Source organism: Gryllotalpicola kribbensis (assembly GCF_039538245.1).
Taxonomy (GTDB): domain Bacteria; phylum Actinomycetota; class Actinomycetes; order Actinomycetales; family Microbacteriaceae; genus Gryllotalpicola; species Gryllotalpicola kribbensis.
The window spans coordinates 541,500-566,137 of record NZ_BAABBX010000016.1 but is presented as its reverse complement, the minus strand read 5'-3'; the positions used below and the strand labels follow the sequence as shown (position 1 = coordinate 566,137).

Annotated in this window: 26 protein-coding genes; 22 read left to right on the top strand and 4 right to left on the bottom strand. The window is 70.5% G+C overall.

All coding sequences use genetic code 11. The features are described from left to right. Nucleotides 1–8 precede the first annotated feature (8 nt). The 13 genes from ABD716_RS15020 (at nt 9) to ABD716_RS14960 (ending at nt 15,567) form a co-directional block, all read left to right on the top strand. Complete coding sequence (locus ABD716_RS15020) at nt 9–506, top strand: SRPBCC family protein (protein ID WP_344778285.1); 498 nt, start codon at nt 9–11, stop codon at nt 504–506. 50 nt (nt 507–556) lie between these two features. Beyond that, nucleotides 557–979 (top strand): PNPOx family protein, encoded by a 423-nt coding sequence (locus tag ABD716_RS15015; protein WP_344778283.1) that lies wholly within the window; start codon nt 557–559, stop codon nt 977–979. 79 nt (nt 980–1,058) lie between these two features. After that, nucleotides 1,059–2,795, top strand: a complete 1,737-nt coding sequence (locus tag ABD716_RS15010; RefSeq protein ID WP_344778281.1) for an FAD-dependent oxidoreductase — start codon at nt 1,059–1,061, stop codon at nt 2,793–2,795. Between the two features lie 248 nt (nt 2,796–3,043). After that, a complete protein-coding gene (locus ABD716_RS15005; RefSeq protein ID WP_344778279.1) occupies nt 3,044–5,209 on the top strand; it encodes a catalase in 2,166 nt (721 codons plus the stop codon). Nucleotides 5,210–5,265: 56 nt separating this feature from the next. Then, a complete protein-coding gene (locus ABD716_RS15000; RefSeq protein ID WP_344778277.1) occupies nt 5,266–6,732 on the top strand; it encodes an MFS transporter in 1,467 nt (488 codons plus the stop codon). A 33-nt stretch (nt 6,733–6,765) separates the two neighbouring features. Continuing rightward, entirely contained in the window at nt 6,766–7,695 is a 930-nt protein-coding gene (locus tag ABD716_RS14995) for an aldo/keto reductase (protein WP_344778275.1), read from the top strand. 80 nt (nt 7,696–7,775) lie between these two features. Next, nucleotides 7,776–8,528 (top strand): GNAT family N-acetyltransferase, encoded by a 753-nt coding sequence (locus ABD716_RS14990; RefSeq protein ID WP_344778273.1) that lies wholly within the window; start codon nt 7,776–7,778, stop codon nt 8,526–8,528. Nucleotides 8,529–8,537: 9 nt separating this feature from the next. Then, nucleotides 8,538–9,818 carry a SufS family cysteine desulfurase gene (locus tag ABD716_RS14985; RefSeq protein ID WP_344778271.1) on the top strand — a complete coding sequence of 427 codons (1,281 nt, stop codon included), beginning with the start codon at nt 8,538–8,540 and terminating at the stop codon, nt 9,816–9,818. 32 nt (nt 9,819–9,850) lie between these two features. Continuing rightward, nucleotides 9,851–10,726 carry an LLM class F420-dependent oxidoreductase gene (locus ABD716_RS14980; RefSeq protein WP_344778269.1) on the top strand — a complete coding sequence of 292 codons (876 nt, stop codon included), beginning with the start codon at nt 9,851–9,853 and terminating at the stop codon, nt 10,724–10,726. Nucleotides 10,727–10,730: 4 nt separating this feature from the next. Beyond that, nucleotides 10,731–11,783 carry an L-glyceraldehyde 3-phosphate reductase gene (gene mgrA, locus ABD716_RS14975; protein WP_344778267.1) on the top strand — a complete coding sequence of 351 codons (1,053 nt, stop codon included), beginning with the start codon at nt 10,731–10,733 and terminating at the stop codon, nt 11,781–11,783. A 138-nt stretch (nt 11,784–11,921) separates the two neighbouring features. Beyond that, the gene (locus tag ABD716_RS14970; RefSeq protein WP_344778265.1) at nt 11,922–13,619 is read left to right on the top strand and encodes an APC family permease; all 1,698 of its coding nucleotides are present in this window, start codon (nt 11,922–11,924) and stop codon (nt 13,617–13,619) included. 119 nt (nt 13,620–13,738) lie between these two features. Beyond that, nucleotides 13,739–15,214, top strand: coding sequence for a permease (locus ABD716_RS14965; protein WP_344778263.1), 1,476 nt, complete (start codon nt 13,739–13,741; stop codon nt 15,212–15,214). After that, nucleotides 15,211–15,567, top strand: coding sequence for an ArsR/SmtB family transcription factor (locus ABD716_RS14960; protein WP_344778261.1), 357 nt, complete (start codon nt 15,211–15,213; stop codon nt 15,565–15,567). The genes ABD716_RS14965 and ABD716_RS14960 overlap by 4 nt, the downstream gene beginning before the upstream one ends. A gap of 32 nt (nt 15,568–15,599) precedes the next feature. Here ABD716_RS14960 and ybaK read toward each other — a convergent pair whose 3' ends face one another. Then, nucleotides 15,600–16,097: a Cys-tRNA(Pro) deacylase gene (gene ybaK, locus ABD716_RS14955; protein ID WP_344778258.1), complete on the bottom strand. Its 498-nt coding sequence runs from the start codon at nt 16,095–16,097 to the stop codon at nt 15,600–15,602. A gap of 84 nt (nt 16,098–16,181) precedes the next feature. Between ybaK and ABD716_RS14950 the strand changes: the two genes are divergently transcribed. Both ABD716_RS14950 and ABD716_RS14945 read left to right on the top strand, forming a co-directional pair. Then, nucleotides 16,182–16,763 (top strand): cyclodeaminase/cyclohydrolase family protein, encoded by a 582-nt coding sequence (locus tag ABD716_RS14950; RefSeq protein WP_344778256.1) that lies wholly within the window; start codon nt 16,182–16,184, stop codon nt 16,761–16,763. Beyond that, nucleotides 16,760–17,677: a bifunctional methylenetetrahydrofolate dehydrogenase/methenyltetrahydrofolate cyclohydrolase gene (locus ABD716_RS14945; protein ID WP_344778254.1), complete on the top strand. Its 918-nt coding sequence runs from the start codon at nt 16,760–16,762 to the stop codon at nt 17,675–17,677. Before ABD716_RS14950 ends, ABD716_RS14945 begins: the two co-directional genes overlap by 4 nt. A 14-nt stretch (nt 17,678–17,691) precedes the next feature. On the opposite strand, the gene ABD716_RS14940 is transcribed toward ABD716_RS14945, so the two are convergent. After that, the gene (locus ABD716_RS14940; protein WP_344778252.1) at nt 17,692–18,342 is read right to left on the bottom strand and encodes a TetR/AcrR family transcriptional regulator; all 651 of its coding nucleotides are present in this window, start codon (nt 18,340–18,342) and stop codon (nt 17,692–17,694) included. A gap of 59 nt (nt 18,343–18,401) precedes the next feature. On the opposite strand from ABD716_RS14940, the gene ABD716_RS14935 reads away from it, so the two are divergent. From ABD716_RS14935 to ABD716_RS14925, 3 genes are all read left to right on the top strand, one after another. Then, the gene (locus ABD716_RS14935; protein ID WP_344778250.1) at nt 18,402–19,286 is read left to right on the top strand and encodes an SDR family NAD(P)-dependent oxidoreductase; all 885 of its coding nucleotides are present in this window, start codon (nt 18,402–18,404) and stop codon (nt 19,284–19,286) included. A 55-nt stretch (nt 19,287–19,341) separates the two neighbouring features. After that, on the top strand, nt 19,342–19,875 hold the full coding sequence (locus ABD716_RS14930; RefSeq protein WP_344778248.1) for an NUDIX domain-containing protein: 534 nt from the start codon (nt 19,342–19,344) through the stop codon (nt 19,873–19,875). Between the two features lie 69 nt (nt 19,876–19,944). Beyond that, entirely contained in the window at nt 19,945–20,721 is a 777-nt protein-coding gene (locus tag ABD716_RS14925; RefSeq protein WP_344778246.1) for a hypothetical protein, read from the top strand. 49 nt (nt 20,722–20,770) lie between these two features. Here ABD716_RS14925 and ABD716_RS14920 read toward each other — a convergent pair whose 3' ends face one another. Next, entirely contained in the window at nt 20,771–21,232 is a 462-nt protein-coding gene (locus ABD716_RS14920; protein ID WP_344778244.1) for a hypothetical protein, read from the bottom strand. 91 nt (nt 21,233–21,323) lie between these two features. On the opposite strand from ABD716_RS14920, the gene ABD716_RS14915 reads away from it, so the two are divergent. Further along, nucleotides 21,324–21,860 carry a hypothetical protein gene (locus ABD716_RS14915; protein ID WP_344778242.1) on the top strand — a complete coding sequence of 179 codons (537 nt, stop codon included), beginning with the start codon at nt 21,324–21,326 and terminating at the stop codon, nt 21,858–21,860. Here the strand turns inward: ABD716_RS14915 and ABD716_RS14910 are convergent. Next, the gene (locus tag ABD716_RS14910) at nt 21,783–22,628 is read right to left on the bottom strand and encodes a DUF1295 domain-containing protein (protein ID WP_344778240.1); all 846 of its coding nucleotides are present in this window, start codon (nt 22,626–22,628) and stop codon (nt 21,783–21,785) included. The two genes, ABD716_RS14915 and ABD716_RS14910, sit on opposite strands and share 78 nt — an antisense overlap. A 76-nt stretch (nt 22,629–22,704) precedes the next feature. On the opposite strand from ABD716_RS14910, the gene ABD716_RS14905 reads away from it, so the two are divergent. The 3 genes from ABD716_RS14905 to ABD716_RS14895 all read left to right on the top strand — a co-directional run bounded on the left by ABD716_RS14905 (nt 22,705) and on the right by ABD716_RS14895 (nt 24,614). Continuing rightward, nucleotides 22,705–23,181, top strand: coding sequence for an FHA domain-containing protein (locus ABD716_RS14905; protein WP_425553476.1), 477 nt, complete (start codon nt 22,705–22,707; stop codon nt 23,179–23,181). Further along, nucleotides 23,181–23,891 (top strand): transcriptional regulator FtsR, encoded by a 711-nt coding sequence (gene ftsR / locus ABD716_RS14900; RefSeq protein ID WP_344778236.1) that lies wholly within the window; start codon nt 23,181–23,183, stop codon nt 23,889–23,891. Before ABD716_RS14905 ends, ftsR begins: the two co-directional genes overlap by 1 nt. 171 nt (nt 23,892–24,062) lie before the next feature. Continuing rightward, nucleotides 24,063–24,614 carry a MerR family transcriptional regulator gene (locus ABD716_RS14895; protein WP_344778234.1) on the top strand — a complete coding sequence of 184 codons (552 nt, stop codon included), beginning with the start codon at nt 24,063–24,065 and terminating at the stop codon, nt 24,612–24,614. Nucleotides 24,615–24,638 lie beyond the last annotated feature (24 nt).

Below are 24,638 nucleotides of genomic sequence, written 5' to 3'. Positions count from 1 at the left end.
GGGGCACCATGCCCGTCATCTCATCCACCCGCGACCCCGAGGCGCGCAGCCTCACCATCGTGTGCGAGTTCGCGGCGCCGCCCGAGCGGGTCTGGCAGCTCTGGGAGGACCCGCGCCAGCTCGAGAAGTGGTGGTGCCCCGAACCGTACCCGGCGACGTTCGAGTCCCACGACCTCACGCCGGGCGGGTCCTCGAGCTACTACTCGACGGGCCCCAACGGCGAGTTCCAGCGCGCGTGGTGGGCGACGACCGCGGTCGAGAAGCCGCACCGCCTCGAGTTCGACGGCGGCCTCGCCGACAACGACACGAAGGAGCGCGACCCAGCCGGGGTCATGCACGGCACCGTCACCTTCGAGCCCATCGAGGCGGGCACCCGGATGACGGCCGCGACCGTCTTCGACTCCGTCGCCTACATGGAGAAGATGCTCGCGATGGGCCACGAGGAAGGGTCGAAGCTGGCACTCGGCCAGATCGACGGGCTGCTCGCCGAGGTGCCCGCGGCCTGAGGCGTCCGCGCGGTATTGCGCTCCGTGGGCGTGAGAGGCAATCTGGCTCGATGCACGCGAGCTTCAGGCGACGCTACCTCGACATCCTGAACCGCACGCTCAATCCGCTCACGCTCGCCGCCGCCAAGCGGGGCAGGGGTCCGTTCTCGGTCATCCGGCACGTCGGGCGCAAGACGGGCCGCACCTTCGAGACGCCGGTCATCCTGGCGGGCCACCCCGACGGCTTCATTGCGGAACTGACCTACGGCCCCGGCGTCAACTGGTACCGCAACATCACGCACGGCGGCGGCGAGATCGAGCATCTCGGCGCCACCTACCGCATTCTCTCGGTCGAGTCGCTCGACCCGGGTGAGGCCGTGCGCGCGTTCACCCGCGTGCAGCGCTTCGTGCTGCGCGTGCTGCGGCGCCGCGACTTCCGGCTGATCCGCACCTCGCCCGTGCCGAGCGACCCGCGCGCCTGGGCCCGGCCGTAGCCGGCGGCACGGGGCCGGAGCGGTGGCCGGCAGGCGCCCCTCTCTTATTGACAGCGAGTCAGTAGTAGCATCGGCAGCCATGACGGCAACGACGCCAGAGAAGGTGCCCGGCACCGCGTTCGACCACGACGTCGTGGTCGTCGGGTCGGGTTTCGGCGGCTCGGTCGCGGCGCTGCGACTGGCTGAGAAGGGCTACGACGTGCTGGTCTACGAGGCGGGCAGGCGCTTCGCGGATCACGAGTTCGCGAAGACCAACTGGGACGTCAGGAACGCGCTCTGGGCACCGGCGCTCGGCTGGTACGGCCCGCAGCGGCTGCACAAGCTTCCCGACGTCCTCGTGCTCGCGGGCGCCGGTGTCGGCGGCGGCTCGCTCAACTACGCGAACGTCCAGTACGTGCCGGGGGAGCGGTTCTTCTCGACCGGCAGCTGGGCGGGCATCACCGACTGGCGGCGCGAGCTCGCGCCGCACTACGAGACGGCGAAGCGGATGCTGGGCACGGTCGAGCACTACCCATACGACGGCGCCGCCGAGCAGCTCATGCGGAAGGTCTCCGTGCGCCTCGGCGTTCCCGAGACGTTCCGCGTCGCGCCCACGGGCGTGTACTACGGGACGCCGGGCCGCGAGGCCCCTGGCGAGACCGTGCCCGACCCCTTCTTCGGCGGCGAGGGCCCGGCGCGCACGAGCTGCACCCTCTGCGGCAACTGCATGGTCGGCTGCCGCGTCGGGGCGAAGAACAGCCTGACGAAGAACTACCTGTGGCTCGCCGAGCGGCGCGGCGCGGTCATCGAGCCCATGCGCACGGTGGTCGGCGTGCGCCCCCTCGACCCCGCCGACCCGACCCGCGGCTTCGCCGTCACCACCGAGCGCACGGGCACGGCTCTCACGCCGAAGGACCGTCGCACCGTCACCGCGGGCCAGGTCGTCTTCGCGGCCGGCGCGTGGGGCACCCAGAAGCTGCTGCACGGTCTCGTCGCTTGCGGGGAGCTGCCCGCCCTGTCTCCGGCCCTCGGCCGGCTCACGCGCACGAACTCCGAGGCGCTCGACGGGGCCCTCGCGGTGCGCGTCCCCGATGTCGACCTGACGGCGGGCTCGGCGATCACGACCTCGCTCTACGTCGACGAGAGCACCCACGTGCAGAACGTGCGCTACGGCAAGGGCTCGAACGCCATGATGGCGCTCGTGACGGTGCTCGCACCGGGCGGGAGGCCCCTGCACCGGCGGCTGGGCTTCCTGCTCGGGCGGCTCGCGCGGCATCCGCTCGCCGAACTGCGTGCGAGCGTGCCGTGGCGCGCCACCGAGCGCGGTGTGATCGCGCTCGTCATGCAGAGCGCCGACAACTCGCTCACGGTGAGCGCCCGCCGAGGGATGCTGGGCGGGGTCCGGCTCACGAGCAGGCAGGGCGACGGCGCGCCGAACCCCGACTGGCTGCCGCAGGCCCACCGTGCCGCCGAGGCGATGGCGGCCCAGCTCGAGGAGGACACCGGCGTGCGCGCGCTGCCGAGGGGCTCGTGGCTCGAGCTGTTCGGGGTGCCGCTGACCGCCCACTTCCTCGGCGGCGCGACGATCTCGAGCGACCCAGCCGACGGTGTCGTCGACCCGTATCACCGGGTGTGGAACTACCCCGGGCTGCACATCGTCGACGGTTCCGCCGTCTCGGCGAACCTCGGCGTCAACCCGGCGCTCACGATCACGGCGCAGGCAGAGCGCGCGTTCTCGCTGTGGCCGCAGCGCGGTGCCGCAGACCGTCGGCCGGCGCAGGGCGCGCCCTACGTCGAGCTCGGCGCAGGCCGTGGCGCCCGGTTGTCCAGATCGTGATCTCGGCGCACTTGACCGCTGCAACCGCCCCGGGCAGAGTGTGCTGCGGATCAATGGCGATCCGGGGGATCGCGCAAGCGCCGGCACTTCGAGCAACGACTACAACGAAGTGGTCGCCGACCCCAAGGGACTGTGAAGAACCGGTCCGAGCGCACGTCTTCGAAGCCGGGTGGGGCTCCGAGGACGCCCCTGCCCGGAGGCAGGCCGTGTTGCGTTAGCGAGCCACGGCGGCGGGGAACTTCCCCCGCATGACTGCTGACTCTGATCCCATCCAGGTGCCGGGAGCGCCGGCATCCGAACCGCCCGCCGTCGACGAGCCCACGCGGCCGCGCGGGCCCCTCCCGCCCAAGCCCGACCAGTCGGGCCCCGACACCTACACGCCGACCGGCGCCGTCACCGCGACCCCGCGCGACGCCGTCGCACAGCAGGGCGAGCGACTCACGACCGCGCAGGGCCTGCCGCTGCGCGACACCGACCACTCGCTGAAGGCCGGGCGCCGCGGCCCCGTGCTGCTGCAGGACCACCATCTGCGCGAGAAGATCACGCATTTCGACCACGAGCGGATTCCCGAGCGCGTCGTGCACGCCCGGGGCGCCGCCGCGCACGGCACCTTCGTCGCCAACGGCGAGGCGGCCGCCTACACGCGCGCCGCGTTCCTCAAGCCGGGAGCCGTCACCGAGACCTTCGTGCGGTTCTCGACCGTGCTCGGCTCGCGCGGCTCCGCCGACACGGTGCGCGACACCCGCGGCTTCGCGACGAAGTTCTACACGAGCGAGGGCGTCTACGACCTCGTCGGCAACAACATCCCGGTGTTCTTCATCCAGGACGCGATCAAGTTCCCCGACATCATCCACGCGGGCAAGCCGCACCCCGACCGCGAGATCCCGCAGGCGCAGTCGGCGCACGACACCTTCTGGGACTTCGTCTCGCTGCACACCGAGGCCCAGCACCACACGATGTGGAACATGTCCGATCGCGCGCTGCCGCGCTCGTACCGCATGATGCAGGGGTTCGGCATCCACACCTTCCGCCTCATCAACGAAGAGGGCGTGACCACGCTCGTCAAGTTCCACTGGCGCCCGCGCCTCGGCACGCACGGCTTGACGTGGGAGGAGGCGCAGCTGATCGCCGGCAAGGATCCCGACTTCCACCGCCGCGACCTCGCCGACGCGATCGAGGCGGGCGCCTTCCCCGAGTGGGACTTCGGAATCCAGGTCTTCCCCGACACCGAGGACCAGCTCTTCCACGGAATCGACCTGCTCGACCCGACGAAGATCGTGCCGGAGGAGCTCGCGCCCGTGAAGGTCGTCGGCACCATGACGCTCGACCGGAACCCGAGCAACTACTTCGCCGAGACCGAGCAGGTCGCGTTCCACCCGGGGCACCTCGTTCCGGGCATCGACGTGACGAGCGACCCGCTGCTGCAGGGCAGGCTGTTCTCGTATCTCGACACGCAGATCACGCGCCTCGGCGGCCCCAACTTCGCCCAGCTGCCCATCAACCGCCCGCACGCCGAGATCAACGACATGCTGCGCGACGGGATGCACCAGACCGCGGTGCACTCCGGGGTCGCGCCGTACCACCCGAACTCGCTCGACGGCGGGTGCCCGTTCCCGGCGATGGTCACGGGCGGCGCCGAGCGGGGGGCGACGCACGACGACGGCGCGTTCGTCGACGTGCCGCAGCACCTCGCCGAGGACGTCGTGACGCGCGAGCAGCCCGCGAGCTTCGACGACCACTTCTCGCAGGCGCGGCTGTTCTATCGCTCGCTGACGCCCGTCGAGCAGCTGCACGTCAAGCAGGCCTACGCGTTCGAGCTCGGCAAGGTCTACGAGCAGGCGATCACGGAGCGCCAGCTGCGCTGCCTCGCCAATATCGACGCCGAGCTGTGCGGCTTCGTCGCTGAGCAGCTCGGGCTGCCGGCGCCCGCGCCCACCGAGCAGGTGCCCGACAGCGAGCCGAGCCCGGCGCTGCGCATGGTCACGGGCGACCGCTGGCCGGTGAGCGGCCGTCAGGTCGGGATCGTGGTCGATGACGAAACGGATGCCGCGGCCGTGGCATCCGCCCGGGAGACGCTGCACGCGGCGGGCGTGACGCCCCTCGTCGTCGCGCCCCACGGCGGCACGATCGGCGGCGTCCCCGTGCAGCGCAGCTTCCACACGGCCACGAGCGTCGAGCTCGACGCGGTGATCGTGCTCGCACCGGCGGTGGACCCGCGCGTACTGGAGCTGCTGCGCGAGGCGTTCCGGCACGACAAGGCGATCGGAGTCGCGACGGAGGCGCAGGCGCTCCTGGCCGACGTGGCGATCCCGCCGACCGCGCCCGGCCTCGTCACGGGGGACACCGCGGCCGTGGTCGGCGGAGTTCTCGACCTGCTGCCGTCGCACCGTGTCTGGGAGCGGGAACTGGTGTAGAAGAGAACTGGCAAGTCGCGAGTGCAGCTACGGGTGTGATCGGGAAGGGCATCGATATGACGACGGCGTCAGCATCTGAATCAGCAGCAGGAGGCACCGGCACCGTCCGCAGCCTCATCCCCGCCAGGCTCGACCGGTTGCCGTGGACCCGGTTCCACTGGTCCATCGTGGTCGGTCTCGGCGTCGCGTGGATCCTCGACGGCCTCGAGATCCAGATCGTCGCCGCCAACGGCTACGCCGACACGCTGCACCTGTCGGCAACGCAGGTCGGCCTTGTCGGCACGACCTATCTCGTCGGCCAGGTGGTCGGCTCGCTCTACTTCGGGTGGCTGTCCGACCGCCTCGGCCGACGGCGGCTGTTCATTCTGACGCTCGCGATCTACCTGATCGGCTCCGGCGTCGCCGGCTTCGCCTTCTCGCTGTGGTTCCTGCTGATCTTCCGGTTCATCGCCGGCGCCGGCATCGGCGGAGAGTACGCGGCCATCAACTCCGCCATCGACGAGCTGATCCCGTCGCACTACCGCGGCCGGGTCGACATCGCGATCAACGGCACGTACTGGGCCGGCGCGGCGCTCGGCGCCGCCGCGAGCATCCCGCTGTTCAACCCCGATGTCATCAGCCAGGACTGGGGCTGGCGCATCGGCTTCTGGATCGGCCCCGTTCTCGGCCTGTTCATCATCTATCTGCGCAGGCACATCCCCGAGAGTCCGCGCTGGCTCATCACGCACGGCCGCGCCGAGCAGGCCGAGCGGACCATCGACGAGATCGAGCAGCGCGTCGAGTCGACGGGTGGGCGCCTCGAACGGGTCGACGACTCCGCGGCCATCGAGTTGAAGCCGATCGAGTACGTGCCGTTCCGGACGATCGTGGGCGTGCTGTTCCGGAAGTACCCCAAACGCACCCTCACGGCCGCCGCGATGATGATCACGCAGTCGTTCCTCTACAACGCGATCTTCTTCACCTACGCGCTCGTGCTGCAGAACTTCTACGACATCCCGCGCGACCACACGCCGTACTTCCTGTTCCCGTTCGCCGCCGGCAACCTCATCGGCCCGCTCGTGCTCGGCCACCTGTTCGACACGATCGGCCGGCGCAAGATGATCTTCGCGACCTACGGGCTCTCGGGTCTCGTGCTGCTGGTCTCGGCGTTCTTCTTCCACGCGGGCGCCCTCACCGCCACGACGCAGACGATCTTCTGGTGCGTCGCGTTCTTCTTCGCCTCGGCGGGGGCATCCAGCGCGTACCTCACCGTGAGCGAGACGTTCCCCCTCGAACTGCGGGCCCAGGCGATCTCGTACTTCTTCTCGCTCGCCCAGATCTTCGGCTCGATCGCGCCGGCGCTCTACGGCGCGCTCATCGGCGACGGCTCGCAGCGCGGCCCGCTGACCATCGGCTACATCATCGGGGCGGTCATCATGATCCTGGGCGGGGTGATCGCGATCATCTTCGGCACGGACGCCGAGCGGAAGTCGCTCGAGACCGTCAGCGAACCGCTGTCGCTCGTCGGCGTGCGCAACGGCTAGGGCGGATCGAACCGATTCGATAAGAATGGCAGGGTGAAGACACTTGCACTGCCGCAGACCGATCTGACCGCTTCCAACCTGATCCTCGGCCTGATGCGGATCACCGACCTCGACGACGAGGCGATCCGCACCCTGGTCGGCACCGCCCGCGACGAGGGCATCGACTTCTTCGACCACGCCGACGTCTACGGCAGCTCGCGCCACCAGTGCGAGCAGCGCTTCGGCGACGCGGTGCGCTTCACGGGAAGCGAACGCGAGCAGGTCAAGATCCAGACGAAGACGGGCATCGTGCCGGGCGCGTTCGACTTCTCGAAGGAGCACATCGTCGAGTCGGTGGATGCCTCACTCGCGGCGCTGCGCACCGACTACCTCGACGTCCTGCTGCTGCACCGGCCCGATGCCCTGGTCGAGCCCGAAGAGGTCGCCGCCGCGTTCGATCAGCTCGAGGCATCCGGGAAGGTGCGCAACTTCGGCGTCTCCAACCACACGCCGGGCCAGATCGAGCTGCTCAAGAAGTACGTGCGCCAGCCGCTCGCCTTCAACCAGGTGCAGCTGTCGATCACGCACGCGCCGCTGATCGCCGCGGGGGTCGCCGCGAACATGGCGGCGCTCGACCAGTCGGTCGACCGCGACAACGGCATCCTCGACTACGCACGCCTGCACGACATCACCCTGCAGGCCTGGTCGCCGTTCCAGAAGCAGTTCTTCAACGGCGTGTTCCTCGGCGACCGCGAGACCTACCCCGAGCTGAACGACGCCATCGACGAGCTCGCCGCGAAGTACGACGTCACCCCGACCGCGATCGCGGTGGCCTGGATCACCCGGCACCCCGCGGACTTCCAGGTCGTGCTCGGCACCACGAAGCCCGAGCGCGTGCGCGAGGCCGCGGCGGGCAGCGATCTCGCGCTCACGCGCGTCGAGTGGTATCGCCTGTTCACGGCCGCGGGCTACACGCTGCCGTAGCGCGCCCGAGGCGCGCGGCGCCCGCCGTAACAAAGAGTGCGGCGGGCGCCGCGCCGTGCGCGCCGCTTTAGGCTGAATCGGTGGCCCCGCATGACACCTCTCAGCTCGACAACCCCGCCTGGTACTCCCTGATCGGGGCTCATTCCCGGCACGCGCGCGGCGCCGGCCGGGCGCTGCGCTATGACCCCGCGGTCTCGGTCTGGGGCGCGACGCCCGACGATGCGACGGCCGACGACTGGGCGGCCCTCGGCGAGCTGCTCGGGCCCGAGGAATCCATCAGCCTGCCCGGGCGCACGCTGCCGGACGGGTGGGAGGGCGACGGCGGCCTCGGCCTGCAGATGGTCGACGAGGGCTTCGTGCCCGACGCGCGCGACGGCGACGGCCTGGTGACCCTGAGCGACGCCGATGTTCCCGAGATGGTCGACCTCGTCGAGCGCACCCAGCCCGGGCCGTTCGCGCCGCGCACGATCGAGCTCGGCGGCTACGTGGGGGTCCGCGTCGCGACCGATGGCGGGTCGAAGCTCGTCGCCATGGCCGGCCGCCGCATGAACCCGAACGGCTGGGTCGAGATCAGCGCCGTGTGCACCGACGACGACTACCGCGGCCGCGGCTACGCCGCCCGGGTCGTGCGCGCCGTGGCCTCGGGCATCCGCGCCGAGGGGCAGCGCGCCTTCCTGCACGTGCGCGCCGACAACGAGCCCGCCAAGCGCGTCTACGAGCGCCTCGGGTTCGTGGTGCGCCGCGAGTTCCCGTTCAGCTTCGGGCGCCCGGCGCTCGAGCAGCCCGCGGCGGGCGCCCGTAACGATCAGACAGAAACCGACACCGCGGCATAGCGTTGAGGGGTGGCAACTCCGGCATCCCTGACCGCGCCGCTCGCTGAGTTGCGTGCGGACTTCCCCCTGCTCGACCAGAACGTCAACGGGCATCCGCTCGTCTACCTCGATTCGGCCGCGACAGCGCAACGGCCGCAGGTCGTGCTCGACGCCGAGCTCGAATACCTCGAGAAGCGCAACGCCGCGGTGCACCGCGGCGCGCACACGCTCGCGGCCGAGGCGACCGAGGAGTTCGAGGGCGCGCGCGAGGCGGTCGCGCGCTTCGTGGGCGCACGGGCCGACGAGATCGCGTGGCAGTCGAACGCGACGGATGCCCTGAACACGGTGGCCCTCGCGATCGGCGTCGCCTCCCGCGGCCGAGGCGGCGAGGCCGCCCGCCGCTTCGCCGTGCGGCCGGGGGACGAGATCGTCGTCACCGAGGCCGAGCACCACGCGAACCTCATCCCCTGGCAGGAGCTCGCGGCGCAGACCGGCGCCGTGCTGCGCTACATCCCTGTCGACGACAACGGGCTGTGGACCATTGACGACGCCCGCGCGGTCGTCACCGAGAAGACGCGCGTGCTCGCGTTCGCGCACGTCTCGAACGTCACGGGCATGGTGGCCCCCGTGCCCGAGCTGGTGGAGCTCGCCGCATCCGTCGGCGCTCTCACGGTGCTCGACGCGTGCCAGTCCGCGCCGCACCGCCCGCTCGACCTGAACGCGCTCGGCGTCGATTTCGCCGCCTTCAGCGCCCACAAGATGCTCGGGCCGACCGGCCTCGGCGTGCTCTACGGCAAGCGCGAGCTGCTGAACGCGCTGCCGCCCGCGCGCACCGGCGGCTCGATGATCACGACGGTCACGATGGAGCGCGCCGAGTTCCTGCCCGCGCCGCAGCGCTTCGAGGCGGGCACGCAGCCCGTGTCGCAGGCGATCGCGCTGGGCGCCGCCGTCGGGTATCTCGCGGATGCCGGCGTGCCGGCCGTGCTCGAGCACGAGCACGCCCTCGCCGCGCGGCTCTACGAAGGGCTCTCCGAGATCCCCGGCCTGCGCCTGATCGGGCCGGCCGCGGGGGAGGAGAGGGCGGGGCTCGTCGCCTTCGACGTCGCCGGGGTGCACGCGCACGACGCCGGGCAGTTCCTCGACGCGCGCGGCATCGCGGTGCGCGTCGGGCACCATTGCGCGCAGCCGCTGCATCGCCGCCTCGGGCTGACCGCGAGCGTGCGGGCGAGCGTGTATCTGTACAACACGGCCGACGACGTGGACGCGTTCCTCGAGGCCGCCGCAGGAATCCGCCCGTACTTCGGGCTGTGAGTCGACCGGCCGAGCCGGGGAACGAGGGAGATATGAGCGAATCGCGCACGCCTGACGTCGGCCGCTTCGGAGTGTGGATCGGGGGCCGCGCCAACCCGACACCCGAGCTCGCCTACCACCTCGAGACGCTCGGCTTCGGCGCGGTCTGGCTCGGGGGCCAGCCCGCCGACCTGCGGCTCGTCGAGGCGGTCATCGCCAACACGAGCACCATCGCGGTCGCGACGGGGATCGTCAACATCTGGACGGACGACGCCCGCGAGCTCGCCGAGTCGTATCGGCGCATCGAGGCCGCGCACCCCGGCAGGCTGATCGTCGGCATCGGCGCGGGCCACCCCGAGGGGCAGGGCGAGCAGGCGCTCAAGCCCTACGGCGCCATGGTCGCGTACCTCGACGCGCTCGATGAGGGCGGGGTGCCGCTCGAGCGCCGCGTGCTCGCCGCTCTCGGGCCGCGCATGCTCGAGCTCGCCCGCGACCGCTCGGCGGGCGCGCACCCCTACCTCGTGACGCCGTCGTTCAACGAGGGCGCCCGCGCGATCCTCGGCGCGGGCAAGCTGCTCGCCACCGAGCAGCGCGTCGTGCTGCGAGAGGATGCCGAGCAGGCGCGCGAGCTCGGCCGCCCGAGCGTCGACCGGCCGTACCTCGGCCTGCGCAACTACGTCAACAACCTGAAACGGCTCGGGTACAGCGACGACGACGTCGAGAGCCCCGGCAGCGACCGCCTCATCGACGATCTCGTGGTCTACGGCGACGACGCCGCGATCGAGGCGCGCCTGTCGGCGCATCTGCGCGCGGGCGCCGACCACGTCGCGGTGCAGCTGGTGCAGGCATCCGATGACGACGTGCCCGGCGGCTACACGCAGCTCGCCCGCGCGCTGGGCCTGCCGCGCGACGCGGGCGTGCAAGGCTGAGACCGTGCCGTACCTCGCAGCAGAAGACCGTTACGACTCGATTCCCTACCGCCGCACGGGCCGCAGCGGCCTGAAGCTGCCCGCCGTCTCGCTCGGCCTGTGGCAGAACTTCGGTGACACGACGCCGCTCGACACGCAGCGCGCCATTCTGCGCCGGGCCTTCGACCTCGGCGTCACGCACTTCGACCTGGCGAACAACTACGGGCCGCCCGCGGGCAGCGCCGAGAAGAACTTCGGGCGCCTCATGGCAGAGGACTTCCGGCCGTACCGCGATGAGCTGATCATCTCGACCAAGGCCGGCTACAAGATGTTCGACGGCCCCTACGGCGAGTGGGGCAGCCGGAAGTACCTGCTGTCGAGCCTCGATGCGTCGCTCACGCGCATGGGCCTCGACTACGTCGACATCTTCTATTCGCACCGCGCCGACCCGGACACGCCGCTCGAAGAGACCATGGGCGCGCTCGATCAGGCGGTGCGCAGCGGCAAGGCGCTCTATGCGGGCATCTCGAGCTATTCGCCGGCTCGCACGCGCGAGGCCGTCGGGATTCTGCGCGAGCTCGGCACGCCCGCCCTCATCCACCAGCCGAGCTATTCGATGTTCAACCGGTGGGTCGAGGGCCCGGGCGACGGGGCAGAGGGCGAGAGCCTGCTCGACGCCGTCGGCGAGCTGGGCCTCGGCGTGATCGCGTTCAGCCCGCTGGCCCAGGGCCTGCTCACAAGCAAGTACCTGAACGGCGTTCCCGAGGGCTCGCGCGCCACCAAGGCGCCGTCGTGGCGCGAGGGATTCCTCACCGACGAGGTCCTTGAGCGGGTGCGCGCCCTGAACGCGATCGCCGAGTCGCGCGGGCAGAGCCTCGCCCAGCTGGCCATCGCCTGGGTGCTGCGCGACCAGCGGGTCACGTCGGCGCTGGTGGGCGCCTCGAGCGTGGCCCAGCTCGAGGACAACCTCGCGGCGCTCACGAAGCTCGACTTCACGGCCGATGAGCTCGCCGCGATCGACGAGCATGCCGTCGACGCGGGCGTCAACATCTGGCAGCGCTCCAGCGACGTCGACTGAGCATTGCGCGCTTGTAACACCTACTTATGGATCAGCCAAGTCCGCACGCCGTGAATTGACCGTGAGTCGTTGATCTGTAAAGGTTTCGGGTGACCACTCCGGGGGTCGTCCGGCTCCCATGATGAGGAGAGACCTTTCATGACCACAACGCAATCGCAGAAGATCGCGCTTCCCGACACCGGGCTGAAGAGGCAGATCGGCTTCATCGGCTTGATGTGGGCTTCGGCCGGCTCGATCATCGGCTCCGGCTGGCTGTACGGCGCGCAGAAGGGCCTCGCGGCTGCCGGCCCTGCCGTCATCTGGTCCTGGATCATCGGTGCCATCGCGATTCTGATCCTCGCCCTCGTGCACGCCGAGCTCGGTGGCATGTACCCGATCGCCGGCGGTACGGCGCGCTTCCCGCACCTCGCCTTCGGCGGTATCGCCGGCGGCGCGTTCGGCTGGTTCTCGTGGCTGCAGGCGGTCACCGTCGCGCCGATCGAGGTGATGGCGATGCTCGGCTACTGGCAGTCGCTGGCGCGCACGGAGCACTGGAGCTTCGGCGCCCACTTCCAGAATCCGACGACCGAGATCCTGACGCCGAGCGGCATCATCGCGGCCGTCGTCATCATGGCGGTGTTCACCGCCATCAACTTCTTCTCGATCCGCGCGCTCGCGAACACGAACAGCGCCGCGACGTGGTGGAAGATCGGCGTGCCGGTGCTCGCGATCTTCGTGCTCGCGATCATCAACTTCCACGGCAGCAACTTCGGTGCGGGCGAGAGCTTCGCCCCGACCGGCCTCAAGGGCGTGCTGTCCGCACTGCCGACGGCGGGCATCGTCTTCGCCCTCCTCGGCTTCGAGCAGGCCGACCAGCTCGCGGGTGAGTCCTCGAACCCCAAGCGCGACATCCCGCGCGCCGTCATCGGCTCGGTGCTCATCGGCCTCGTGATCTACCTGGCCCTGCAGGTCGTCTTCATCGCGGCGATCCCGGGCGACCACCTGCTCGGCACCTGGGCCAAGACCGCCGCGCAGTACGCGTCGGGCCCGTTCGCGCTGCTCGCGACCGCCGTCGGCGTCGGCTGGCTCGCCGTCGTGCTCTACGTCGACGCCGTCATCTCGCCCGGTGGCACCGGCCTCATCTACTTCACCGCGACGAGCCGCGTCTCGTACGGCCTGTCGAAGAACGGCTACTTCCCGAAGCTGCTCGAGTCGACGACGCGCCGCGGCGTGCCGTGGTTCGGCCTGATCGTGGCCTGGGTGTTCGGCTGCGTCTGCTTCCTGCCGTTCCCCAGCTGGCAGTCGCTCGTGAGCCTCATCACGAGCGCCTCGGTGCTGATGTACGCCGGCGCGCCCCTCGCGTTCGGCGCGTTCCGCAAGCGCATCCCGAACGCCGACCGGCCGTTCCGGCTGCCCGGCGGTGCGATCCTGTCGCCGATCGCGTTCATCGTCGCCAACTGGATCATCCTGTGGACCGGCTGGCTCACCGACTACAAGCTCGGAATCTGCATCCTCATCGGCCTCGCGATCATCGTGGTGACCCGGGTGTTCAAGCTGAACCCGACGCCGGTGCACTTCAATTGGAAGGCCGCCCAGTGGCTCTTCCCGTACCTGATCGGTCTCGGCCTGATCGTCTTCCTGTCGGACTGGAACCAGGACGCGAACGGCACCATCGCCGGGCCCGACTGGCTGCCGTTCGGCTGGGACATGGCGGTCACCGCCGCGTTCAGCCTGATCATCTACTACTGGGCGGTCAACACCTCGGTCGACACCCAGGGCATCCTCACCATCGCCGAGGAGACCTCGGCGCATGCCGAGCAGGAGACCGCCGAGCTCGGCGCGCCCATCGCCGGGTAGCCGCCCGTTGCGCGTGAGGGGCCGGGGAGGAATCCCCGGCCCCTTCGTGTGTGCGCGAATTCTTCGGCGGAGTCGGAATATCTGGATATCCGCACAGATTTACAGATATCGTGGATGCGATGACAATTCTCCGGATTCTGGGCGACGGGCTGCTCGACGCGGTGTCGATGTTCTGGCAGACCCTCTGGGCGCTGTTCCTCGGCTTTGCGCTGTCGGGCGCCGTGCAGGCCTTCGTGTCGCGGGGGCGCATGCAGCGTATGCTCGGCGAGCACCGGCCGGCGACGATCGCGAAGTCGACCTTCTGGGGCATGGTGAGCTCGTCCTGCTCCTACGCGGCGAGCGCACTCGCCAAGACCCTGTTCCGCCGGGGCGCCGACTTCACCACCTCGCTCGTGTTCATGATCGCGAGCACCAACCTCGTCGTCGAGCTCGGCCTCGTGCTCTGGCTGCTGCTCGGGTGGCAGTTCGCCCTCGCCGAGTTCGTCGGGGGAGCGATCATGATCGCGCTGATCGGGGTGATCGGGCCGCGTGTGCTCGGGGGCGCGATCGCCGACGAGGCGCGTCGGCACCTCGCGCAGTCAGAGGGCGGCGCGCGCCGGGCGGCCGGCGGCCACGAGCACCATCACTCCGAGGGGCCGAGCGATGAGACGCCGCTGCGCGAGCGCCTGCGCACACGCGCGGGCTGGTCCGACGCGGCCGGCTACATGATCAGCGACCTCACGATGATCCGCAAAGAGCTGGTGATCGGATTCCTCGTCGCCGGTTTCATCACCGTGCTGGTGCCGACCGCCGTGTGGCAGTCGCTGTTCCTCACGGGCCACGGCTTCTGGTCGAGCCTCGAGAACGTCATCGTGGGGCCGTTCCTCGCGATCATCAGCTTCGTCTGCTCGGTGGGCAACGTGCCGCTCGCCGCGACGCTCTGGCACGGGGGAGCGAGCTTCGGCGGCGTCGTCGCCTTCGTCTTCGCCGACCTGATCGCGCTGCCGCTGCTCGCGATCTACCGCGGCTACTTCGGGCTGCGGGTGACTGTGCGCATCCTCGTGCTGTTTTGGGCGACCATGAGCGCGGCGGGGCTCGCCGTCGAGTACCTGTTCCGATGGGTCGGCATCCCCGAGCCCGAGCCGATCCGCGCCATGGGTGCGCACGGCTTCGCATGGAACCACACGACCTGGCTCAACCTCGCAGCCCTCGTGCTGTTCGCCGTCATGTACTGGCTGTACCGCACGCACCGCCGTGCCGCGGCCGCCGAGGGGAAGTACGCGAAGGACCCGGTCTGCGGCATGCAGGTCGAGATCGCGAACGCCCCGGCGCAGCGCGAGCGCGACGGCGAGACTTACTACTTCTGCTCCGACCGCTGCGCGCGGCGCTTCGACGACCGGGCAGCGCCCGAGGAAGGGAATCACCCCATGGACCACGAGCACGGAATGCACCACGACCCGAACGGCAGCCACCGCGACCCCGTCTGCGGCATGGCGGTGAGCCCCGAGACCGCGGCTGCGAGCATCGAATACGAAGGCGAGACCTACTACTTCTGCTCGCCGGGCTGCCGCACCGCATTCGAGCTGAAGCCCGCGGCGTTCCTCGCACAGTCATGACGCTCGAGCACGAGCACCCGATCGACGCCCGGGCCGTCGCCCAGGCGCGCACGGCGGTGCCGAGCGCGGACGAGACCGCGCGACTCGCGGGGCTGCTGTCGGTCATGGCGGACCCGCTGCGGCTGCGCATCGTCTTCGCCCTCGACGAGACCGACGAGCTCTGCGTCGGCGACCTCGCGCTGGCGCTCGACGTCAGCGAAGACGCCGCAGGCTACGCGCTGCGGCTGCTGCGCGCCGCGGGGCTGGTCGCGACCCGGAAGGAGGGGCGCGTCGTCTACAACCGGCTCTCGCCGGACTTCCCCGAGCCGCTGCTGCACTACTGCCTGCGCGAGCTGATCAAGATCACCGCGTGAGGGCCGCGGGCCGGCTCAGCGCGCTCCAGCGATCATGAGCGGCGGATTCTGCCGTAGCGTCCGCCCGTCGCCGTGAGCAGATCCGCCGGTGCCAGCTCGATGTCGAACCCGCGCCGCCCGCCCGAGACGAGGATCGTCTCGAACCGCTCGGCCGAGGCGTCGAGAACCGTCGGCAGCGGGGTCTTCTGCCCGATGGGCGAGATGCCGCCCACCACGTAGCCGCTCTTGCGCTCGGCAGCCCTCGGGTCGGCAAGCTCGGCCCTCTTCCCGCCCAGCGCGGCGGCGATCGCCTTGAGATCGAGCAGGGAGTCGACCGGCACGACGCCGATGCCGAACCCGCCGGCATCCGTTGTCACCATCAGCGTCTTGAACACGCGAGCCGCGTCGACGCCGAGCTCACGCGCGGCCTCCGCACCGAAATCGGTGACGGCCGGGTCGTGCGCATACGAATGCGGGGTGAAGCGGATGCCCGCGCGCTGCAGCGCGACGGTCGCGGCCGTCGTCGGTGCCCCTGAGCTCTTCTTGGCCATAGACCCACCAGTATTCCGTCCGAGCGCCCGTCGGCGGGCGGCCGGTCCGTGCGGTGGCCCGCGGTCCCGGTAGGCTGACATCGCGTGAGCGAAAGTCTGTGGGCGCGGCCCGCGAGTGACCTGTTGAGAAGCACGGCGTCGGCGGACCCGACGCCCGGCGGCGGCTCGATCGCCGCGATCACGGGGGCGTTCGGCGTCGGGCTGGTCCAGATGGCGGTGGCCGTCACGGGCGACCCGGCTCTCGAGGCGCCCGCCGCGCGACTCGCCGCGCTGCGGGCCGAGATCGAGCCCGCCGCGGACGGAGACGTGCAGGACTTCGGCGCGCTCATGGCCGCCTACCGGCTGCCGCGCACCACCGACGATGAGCGCGCGGCGCGCTCGCGGGAGGTCGAGCGGGCGAGCATCGCCGCGACCGAGCGGCCGCTGGCGCTCGTCGAGTCCTTCGTCGCGGTGCTCGCGCTGTCGCATGAGCTCGAGCCGGTGGTGAAGCCCGGGGTCGCGAGCGATGTGCTCGCGGGGCGCGACATCGTGGTGGGGGCCGCGCGGGCGGCGGTGCGCACCGCAGACATCAACATCGACCAGCTCGATCGGCTCGGCTCGGCCGCGGCCGCCGGTCTGAGGGCCCGCAGAGACGCCGCGAGCGCGGCAGTGGAGGAACAGCTGTGACCGCTCAGGTGCTCGACCCGTCGCCGATCGCCGCGGAGTACCGCGGGCAGGTCCGCCAGGACGTGACCCGTCTGACCGAGCGGCACGGCCGCGCGCCGCGCATCCTCGGGCTCCTCGGGCGGGACGACGGGCCCGCCGCGACCTATGCGCGCTACGCACGGCGGGGCGCCGAGTCGGTCGGCATCGACTTCGAGCTGCGGCGCGTTGACGCGGGCGAGGTCGAGCCGGCGATCGCCGCCGCGAACGTCGACCCCGAGGTCGACGGCGTGTTCCTCTACTACCCGCTCACCGACCGCACGGGGGACCGCTGGCTGCGCGAGCTTGTCGACCCCCGCAAAGACGTCGAGGGCCTGCATTCTTTCTGGAGCCGGCTGCTCTACGAGAACCAGCGCTTCGTCGACGACGCGCACGCCACCCGGGCGATCCTGCCGTGCACGCCACTGGCGATTCTCAAGCTGCTGCAGCACGCCGGCATGCGCGGCGGCGGCGGCGACGCGCCGCTCGAGGGCGTCACGGCCTGCATCATCAACCGCAGCGACCTGGTCGGGCGCCCTCTTGCCGCGATGCTCGCCAACGACGGCGCCGTCGTGCACTCGCTCGACCTCTCGGGGGCGGTGACCTTCCAGCCCGCGATCGGCCGTCACACGCACGACGTGCGCGAGTCCGACATCGACCGCGCCCAGGCGCTCGCGGTCGCCGACGTGGTGATCTCGGCGGTGCCCTCGAAGAGCTTCGAGCTCATCCGCGGCGACGAGATCAAAGAGGGTGCGATCTGCGTCGACGTCGCCGAGTACTCCAACTTCGACGACTCGGTGATGGAGCGCGCGAGCGCCTTCGTGCCGCGGGTCGGCCCGCTCACGATCGCGATGGCGACCCGCAATCTCGTGCGGCTTGCCGCGGTTCGCGGGCAGTAGCCGCGCGGCGGGGTTCAGCCCCGCATGCCCGTGAGCAGGGCGGTGAGCACGCGCTCGAGGCGCGGCCCGACCTCGACGATCGCGTGCCCGAGCCTCGGGTCGCTGCGGTAGAGAGCCTCGACCTCGGGCCCCGGCGTCGCCATCTGCCACAGCGCACCGGCCATGCTCGTCGCGGTGGCGATCACGTCCACGCGCTGCTGCTCGCTGAGCCCGCGCAGACGGGTCAGCTCGGCGCCGATGGCGTCGACCTCTTCGAGCGTGATGAGTTTGAACTCGCGGACGGATTCGAGCGAGACGTTGCGCTCGAGATTCAGTGGCGCCTGCGCCAGCAGGTCGCAGAACATCGGCCGGGCGACGAGCGAGGTCGCGACCTCGTGGGCAAGGCGTTCGGGCGAGGCATCCGTCATCGCCTGCAATGCCGCGCGCAGCGCCGAGCCCCAGTCGCGCCAGCCGGCGGCGGTGAGCCGCAGGAAGATCTGCTCGCGCGTCTCGAAGTAGCGCAGCAGAGCCGACTTGTGCATGCCGACGCGGGCGGCGATGTCGGTGAGGGTCACGCTCCGGATCCCGCGCTCGGCGCCGAGTGCGCTCGCGGCCGTGAGGATGGCCTGCTCGCGCTGGTGCTTCGCCTCGTCGGAGCGGGCGCGCTGGAAGCGGGTGTCCGTCATGCCGACAGTTTACGCAACGATGTTGCAATAAATAAGACAACGCTGTTGTATTAACTCTCGTGACTACTCATGACAGTGACCAGCAGGTCTGGTTCATCACCGGTTCCTCGCGCGGCTTCGGCCGCGCCCTCGTCGAATCCGCTCTCGAAGCGGGGCATCGCGTGGTCGCGACCGCGCGCACGCCGGAGCAGCTCGCCGAGTTCGTCGAGCGCTACGGCGACCGGGTGGCGACCGTCGCGCTCGATGTGACGGATGCCTCGGCCGCGCGCGCCGCCGTCGCCGAGGCCGTCGCGCACTTCGGTCGCATCGACGTCGTCGTCAACAACGCGGGCTACGCCAACGTCGCCCCCATCGAGACGGGCGACGACGCCGACTTCCGCAGGCAGTTCGAGACGAACTTCTGGGGCGTCTACAACGTGACAAAGGCGGCCATCCCGCAGCTGCGGGCCCAGGGCGGCGGCCTCGTCGTGCAGTTCTCGTCGGTGGGCGGCCGTGTCGGCGGCAGCCCGGGCATCGCGAGCTACCAGGCGGCCAAGTTCGCCGTCGACGGCTTCACGCGGGTGCTCGCCGTCGAGACGGCGCCGTTCGGCATCCGCACCATGGTCGTCGAGCCGAGCGGTTTCGCAACCGACTGGGCGGGCAGCTCGATGGAGGTGCATGACATCCCCGCCGAGTACGAGGCGACCATCGGCGCGATGAACGCGCGCATGCGCCAGACCGGTTCCCGGCCGGCGGGCGACCCCAAGCGCGCCGCCGAGATCATCGTGCAGGCTGCGGCGCGTGAGAACGTGCCGAGCCACCTGCTCGTCGGCGTCAACGCCGTCGAGATGTCGCTCGCGTACTCCACGAAGCAGCTGGCGGAGGCCGAGGCGTGGGAGCAGGTCAGCCGCTCGGCGGACTTCGATCAGCCGTACCCGGTGCCGCAGCCCGCTGACGCCGTGTGACGCGCTGCGACGGATGAGCCGGTGATGGGCCGAGGGGGAGTGACAGAGTAGAGGGGTGACCGACCCCGAAGACCTGCCCCTCTCGGCTCACGCTGACGCGAGCGACCCCATGCCCCGGCGCCCTCTGGGCAGCGGCGACGGCTGGGTCGAGGGCCCCGACGGGCGCAAGTTCTGGGGCCACTTCGGCGCGGCCGGGCTGCTGCTCGTCAACCGCGAGGTCGGGGTGCTGCTGCAGCACCGCGCAGGTTTCAGCCACTTCGGCGGCACGTGGGGGATCCCCGGCGGAGCGCGCCACGAGGATGAGAGCGCCGCGCAGGGCGCCGTGCGCGAGGCCCACGAAGAGGCCGGCGTTCCGATCGACGAGGTCGTGATCGACTTCGAGTCCGTCTGGGACCTCGGCTGGTGGAGCTACACCACCGTCGTGGCCCACATCGACGAGCCGTTCGCGCCGGTCATCGGCGACGCTGAGAGCATCGAGCTGCGCTGGGTGCCGGTCGACGCCGTCGACTCCCTGCCTCTGCACCCGGGTCTCGAGGCATCCTGGCCGGCACTGCGCGCGCGCATCCGCGAACTGCTCGAATCGCTCTGAGCGGGCGACACGGGGACCGTGAGCTGAGCCGCGCCGCCTAGGGCATCCTCGTGATGCGAGGATCGTCCGGTGACGCCGTCCGATGAGAGTGAGCTGCGCCGTCTGCAGGCTCGCGCCTATGGCCCGAACGCCGACATCCAGAACGACCCTGCGGCGCTGCGGCGGCTTCGCGAGCTCGAGGGGAGGGGCAGAGGCGCTGCGCCCGTCGCTGGCGAGGCATCCCCGGTCATCGACGCCGCCACTCCGCGCGAGGAGTCGTCGGTGCCGCCCTCCGAGCCGACTGAGTCAGGGCAGAGTGCTGCCTCAGCAGGCGAGGCTCCTGCGCCCCGCGCACCTCGGCCGACGCGCGCGCGAAGCCGCCGCGCGACCGTCGCGGTCGCTGCTTCGCTCGCGCTCGCCGTCGCAGCGCTCGTGTTTGCCGGGGTGAGCGGAAGTGCCCGGGCCCGCAGCGACGCGCTGCCCGAGCAGGCGCGTCAGATCGCGCGGCTCACGCCGTCGCCTCGCTACCAGGTGCCGCTGGCGGTGAAGGGCCTCCTTGCCACCGGCGGAGCCCATGCCGAGGGCTTTCGAGCCTTCAACGGGCTGCGCGTCGTCGTCGACCGTGCGGTCACGAGCGCAGACGATCCGTCGATGGTGGTCTTCGCCGACGGCGCGGATCCCGATTCCGACATTCTCGAGGGCCCCGCGTGGCAGGGTCAGGGCGCTGGGGATTTCCCGGCCACGGTGCAGTTCCGGCTGACCAGCGACCTCCCGCTCAGCCTGACATCGGCCTACGACGGCGGCACGGCCCTGCAATTCGTCTTCGACAAGTCGGACAACGAGGTCCTGGTCTTCCTCGAGGAGTGAGGCGCACCCGCCCTCACGCTCGTCGGCGCGGGCTTGCCACTGCGCAACCCTAGACCGCGGCGAGCTCGGACTCGGCCGCGAGCTCGGTCTTCCAGCGCACGAGCGAGCGCACCGTCTGACTCGCGTCCTCGCGCAGCCGCGCCATGGCGTCTTGGGGCACGTAGTAATTGATGGCCAGGAATCCGCGCACCTGCTCGTCGGGGTCGTCGACGAGCGCACGCAGCACGTCGCAGGGCGTCGCCTCGTTGCGGGCGACGCACGCACGCACGCCGGCGTCCGGATCGCTCGCGAGCTTCTCGAACAGATCGGCCGGCGTGTTGTAGCTCGAGGCGACCGCCTCGCGGATCTTCGGGTTGTCGTTCGTCGCGAGCAGCCGCAGGCGGCGGATCTTGCTCTCGGTCACCGGGGGAGCGGGGTGCAGCTCGGCGACCTGCTCCGGCGTCAGCTGGCTGGGCGCGAGCCGCCTCATCTGCTCGCGCTGCGCGGGGGTGTTGAAGCGGATGCACGACATGTCTTCACGCTAACCCCGGCCCCCGACGGCTGCGGAACTGTGACACGCGGCGCAGCGCACACAGCCGCCCCGGTTAGGGTCGAACACAGCCATGAACGCCCTGCTCGCCCGTCTGGAACCGACCTTCCGCTTCCTCGACCGCGTCGCGGGCGGCCGACACGCGGAAGTCGTGGCCGCGCCCGAGGCGGTCGCGCACCCGCGCACCCGGCAGGTGTTCGCTCGCGTCGCATGGCTGCTCGGCCTCGAGCTGCTGCTGGGGCTCGGCGCGGTCGGCATCGCAGTCGGGCTCGCGCGGCATGGGGCATCCGTCACCCTGCCCGTGTGGACGCGCACGGTGGTCGTCCTCGGCATCACGACCACGCTGTTCTACTTCACCTGGCGCGCATCGCGCGGCTGGTACTGGGCCTACCAGCGCCTGCTGCTGTTCACGCGGGTCTTCCCGGTGGTCACACTCGTGCTCGCTGCGATCCCGCACCTCTACCCGGCGTGGATGATCACCGAGCAGATCGTGTTCAGCCTCATCCTGCTCGGCATCGGCGCCTACCTCGGCTCAGCGCAGCTGCGCGAGGTCTTCCCGCGACCCGCCCGGGCCGCCGCGCCGCCGCGGGAACCAGGGCACGAGCGCTGAGACCCGCGCCTGGTAGTCGGCGTATTCGGGGTAGCGCTCGCGCGAGATCTGCTCGGTCATGCGGGTCGAGCCGATGAACAGAACCGTGAGCAGCGCCGGCCCGATCACGGTCCACTGCCACAGCGAGCCGGCGGCGACGCACCCGAAGAAGAACAGCAGCCACCACTGCGCCTGCTCGAAGAAGAAGTTCGGGTGGCGCGAGAGCCGGAAGAGCCCGGTCTGCAGGAAGCGCACCCGCGGCTCGCGCCCGGCGGCGCGCTCGCCCTTCTTCCACTGCTGGAACCGCCACTGCTGCTGATCGGCGACCGTCTCGCCCACGAGCGCCGCGAGGAACGCGGCGGCGAGCACCGCGTCGATCGCCGTCAGGGGCCGGGGATGCCGCCACGCGGTGTACGCGGGAAGGGAGATGAGCAGCAGCAGCACGTTCTGGTAGCAGACGATGAAGAGCAGATTGAACACCTCGAACAGCGGCCGGGGCATCCGCGCCCGCAGATAGGCCCACCGGTAGTCCTCGCCGCCGCGTGCGTAGCCGCCCTTGCGTGCGAAGTTGAAGGTGAGCCGGATGCCCCACAGCGTCACGAGCACTGCCATGAGCACAAGCCGCGCATCGCTCAGCCCGGCCGCGGCGGCGAACACCCAGACATAGGCGAGTGGGACGATCGACCAGATCCGGTCGACCCACGAGTGCTCTCTGGTGACGAGCGACAGCGCCCAGGTCAGGGCGCACACGCCGACGAGAATCCAGATATTCACGAGAAGTGGGGACACGGGCTCATCGTAAGCGCGTGTTTGGCCGGTTCCCCGCCGTGTCCTTTCCGATACGCTGAGGAGACGAAGGAGGACGATGGTGGCAGACGAGAACCCCCTGCGCGAACCGGCGAGAGCCAACGAAGCGACGACAGCGCGCTTCGGTGAGGAGTTCGCCCAGGCGATGAACGTCGACGGCACCGGCGTGACCGCCGACGAGCTCGACGCCATCAACGCGCTGCCCTCCGGTTCCGCGCTTCTCATCGTCCGTCGCGGTCCCAACACCGGCGCGCGCTTCTTGCTCGACGCCGACACGACGGTCGCCGGCCGGCACCCAGACGCCGACATCTTCCTCGACGACGTGACGGTCTCGCGTCGTCACGCCGAGTTCACTCGGCACGGCACCCTGTTCGAAGTGCGCGATCTCGGGTCGCTCAACGGCACCTACTACGACGGCGTGCGCATCGAGTCCGCGCTGCTCGTCGACGGCGCCGAGGTGCAGATCGGCAAGTACCGCTTCACGTTCTACGCGTCGCGCGCCGATCTGGGCAAGAACGACCCGGGCAAGAAGTAGTGGCGCGCTCGGCGGCCCAGGCGAAAGACGCCGGGCCGGTCCTTCTGAGCATCGGGCAGGTGCTTGCGAAGCTGACGCCGGAGCACCCCGAGCTCACCCCGTCGAAGCTGCGCTTCCTCGAAGAGCAGGGGCTCGTGTCGCCGGCTCGCACGCCCTCCGGCTATCGCAAGTTCTCGCCCGAGGACGTCGAGCGACTCAAGCTCGTGCTCTCGATGCAGCGCGACCACTACCTGCCCCTCAAGGTGATCCGCGACCACCTCGCCGATCTGGATGCCGGGCTCAGCCCGATGCTTCCCGGTGGGGTCGCGGCCGGCGGCCGGCCCGCTCGGCCCCACATGCTCTCGACCGGGCGGCGCTTCACGCGCGACGAGCTGCTGCGCGAATCCGGCGCCACCTCGCAGCTGCTGAGCGATGCTGTCAGTGCCTCGCTCATCCAGGCGTCAGAGGTGTTCGGCGAGGACGCCCTGCAGGTTCTGACGGCTCTCGTCGAGCTCGCGAAGCGCGGCATCGAGCCACGGCACGTGCGCGCTGTGCGCGCCGGCGTCGAGCGTGAGCTCGGCCTCATCGAGAGCGCGATCGCGCCGCTCGCGCACCGCCGTGACGCCTCCGGCCGGGCGAAGACCGCCGACACCGCGCAGGAGATCGCCAGGCAGCTCGACGCCGTGCGACGTACCCTGCTTCAGGCGGGGCTCGACCGTCTCACGCCCTGACCTCGGGCAGTGGGAGACGAGCCTTCAACCTCAACTTGAGGCTGAAAGTTGCGACACGCCGAGGCCCAGGTGCCCGATGTGATTGCCCGCCCTGCCGGTGCTGAGTACCGTTTACTCAGTGCCGATCGAAAGCATTCGGTCGGCGCCCCGCACGCGATGAAAGGTACGCGCATGAGCGAAGCCGCAGGCCCCGAAGGGCGCCTCGATCTGCAGTACCTCTTCACCGACGGCCTGCCCGACATGGCAGACGAAGTGGGCTACAAGGGCACGGTCGCGGCGAAGGCAGCCGGCATCAGCTATCGCCAGCTCGACTACTGGGCGCGCACCGAACTCGTCGAGCCGACCGTTCGCGGGGCATCCGGCTCGGGCTCACAGCGCCTCTACGGCTTCCGCGACATCCTCGTTCTCAAGCTCGTCAAGCGCCTGCTCGACACCGGCATCTCCCTGCAGCAGATCCGCGTCGCCGTGAACCAGCTGCGCGAGTCGGGCGTGACAGACCTCGCCGAGACGACGCTCATGAGCGACGGCGCATCGGTGTACCTCTGCACCTCCAACGACGAGGTGATCGACCTCGTCAGCCAGGGCCAGGGCGTCTTCGGCATCGCGGTCGGTCGCGTGCTGCGCGAGGTCGAGGCGAGCCTCGTCGAGATCGATCCTGTCGAGTCGGCGGACCCCGCCGACGAGCTGGCCGCACGCCGCGCCGCCCGCAAGCAGGTCAGCTAGCGCCACACCTCTTCGCGCGGCGAC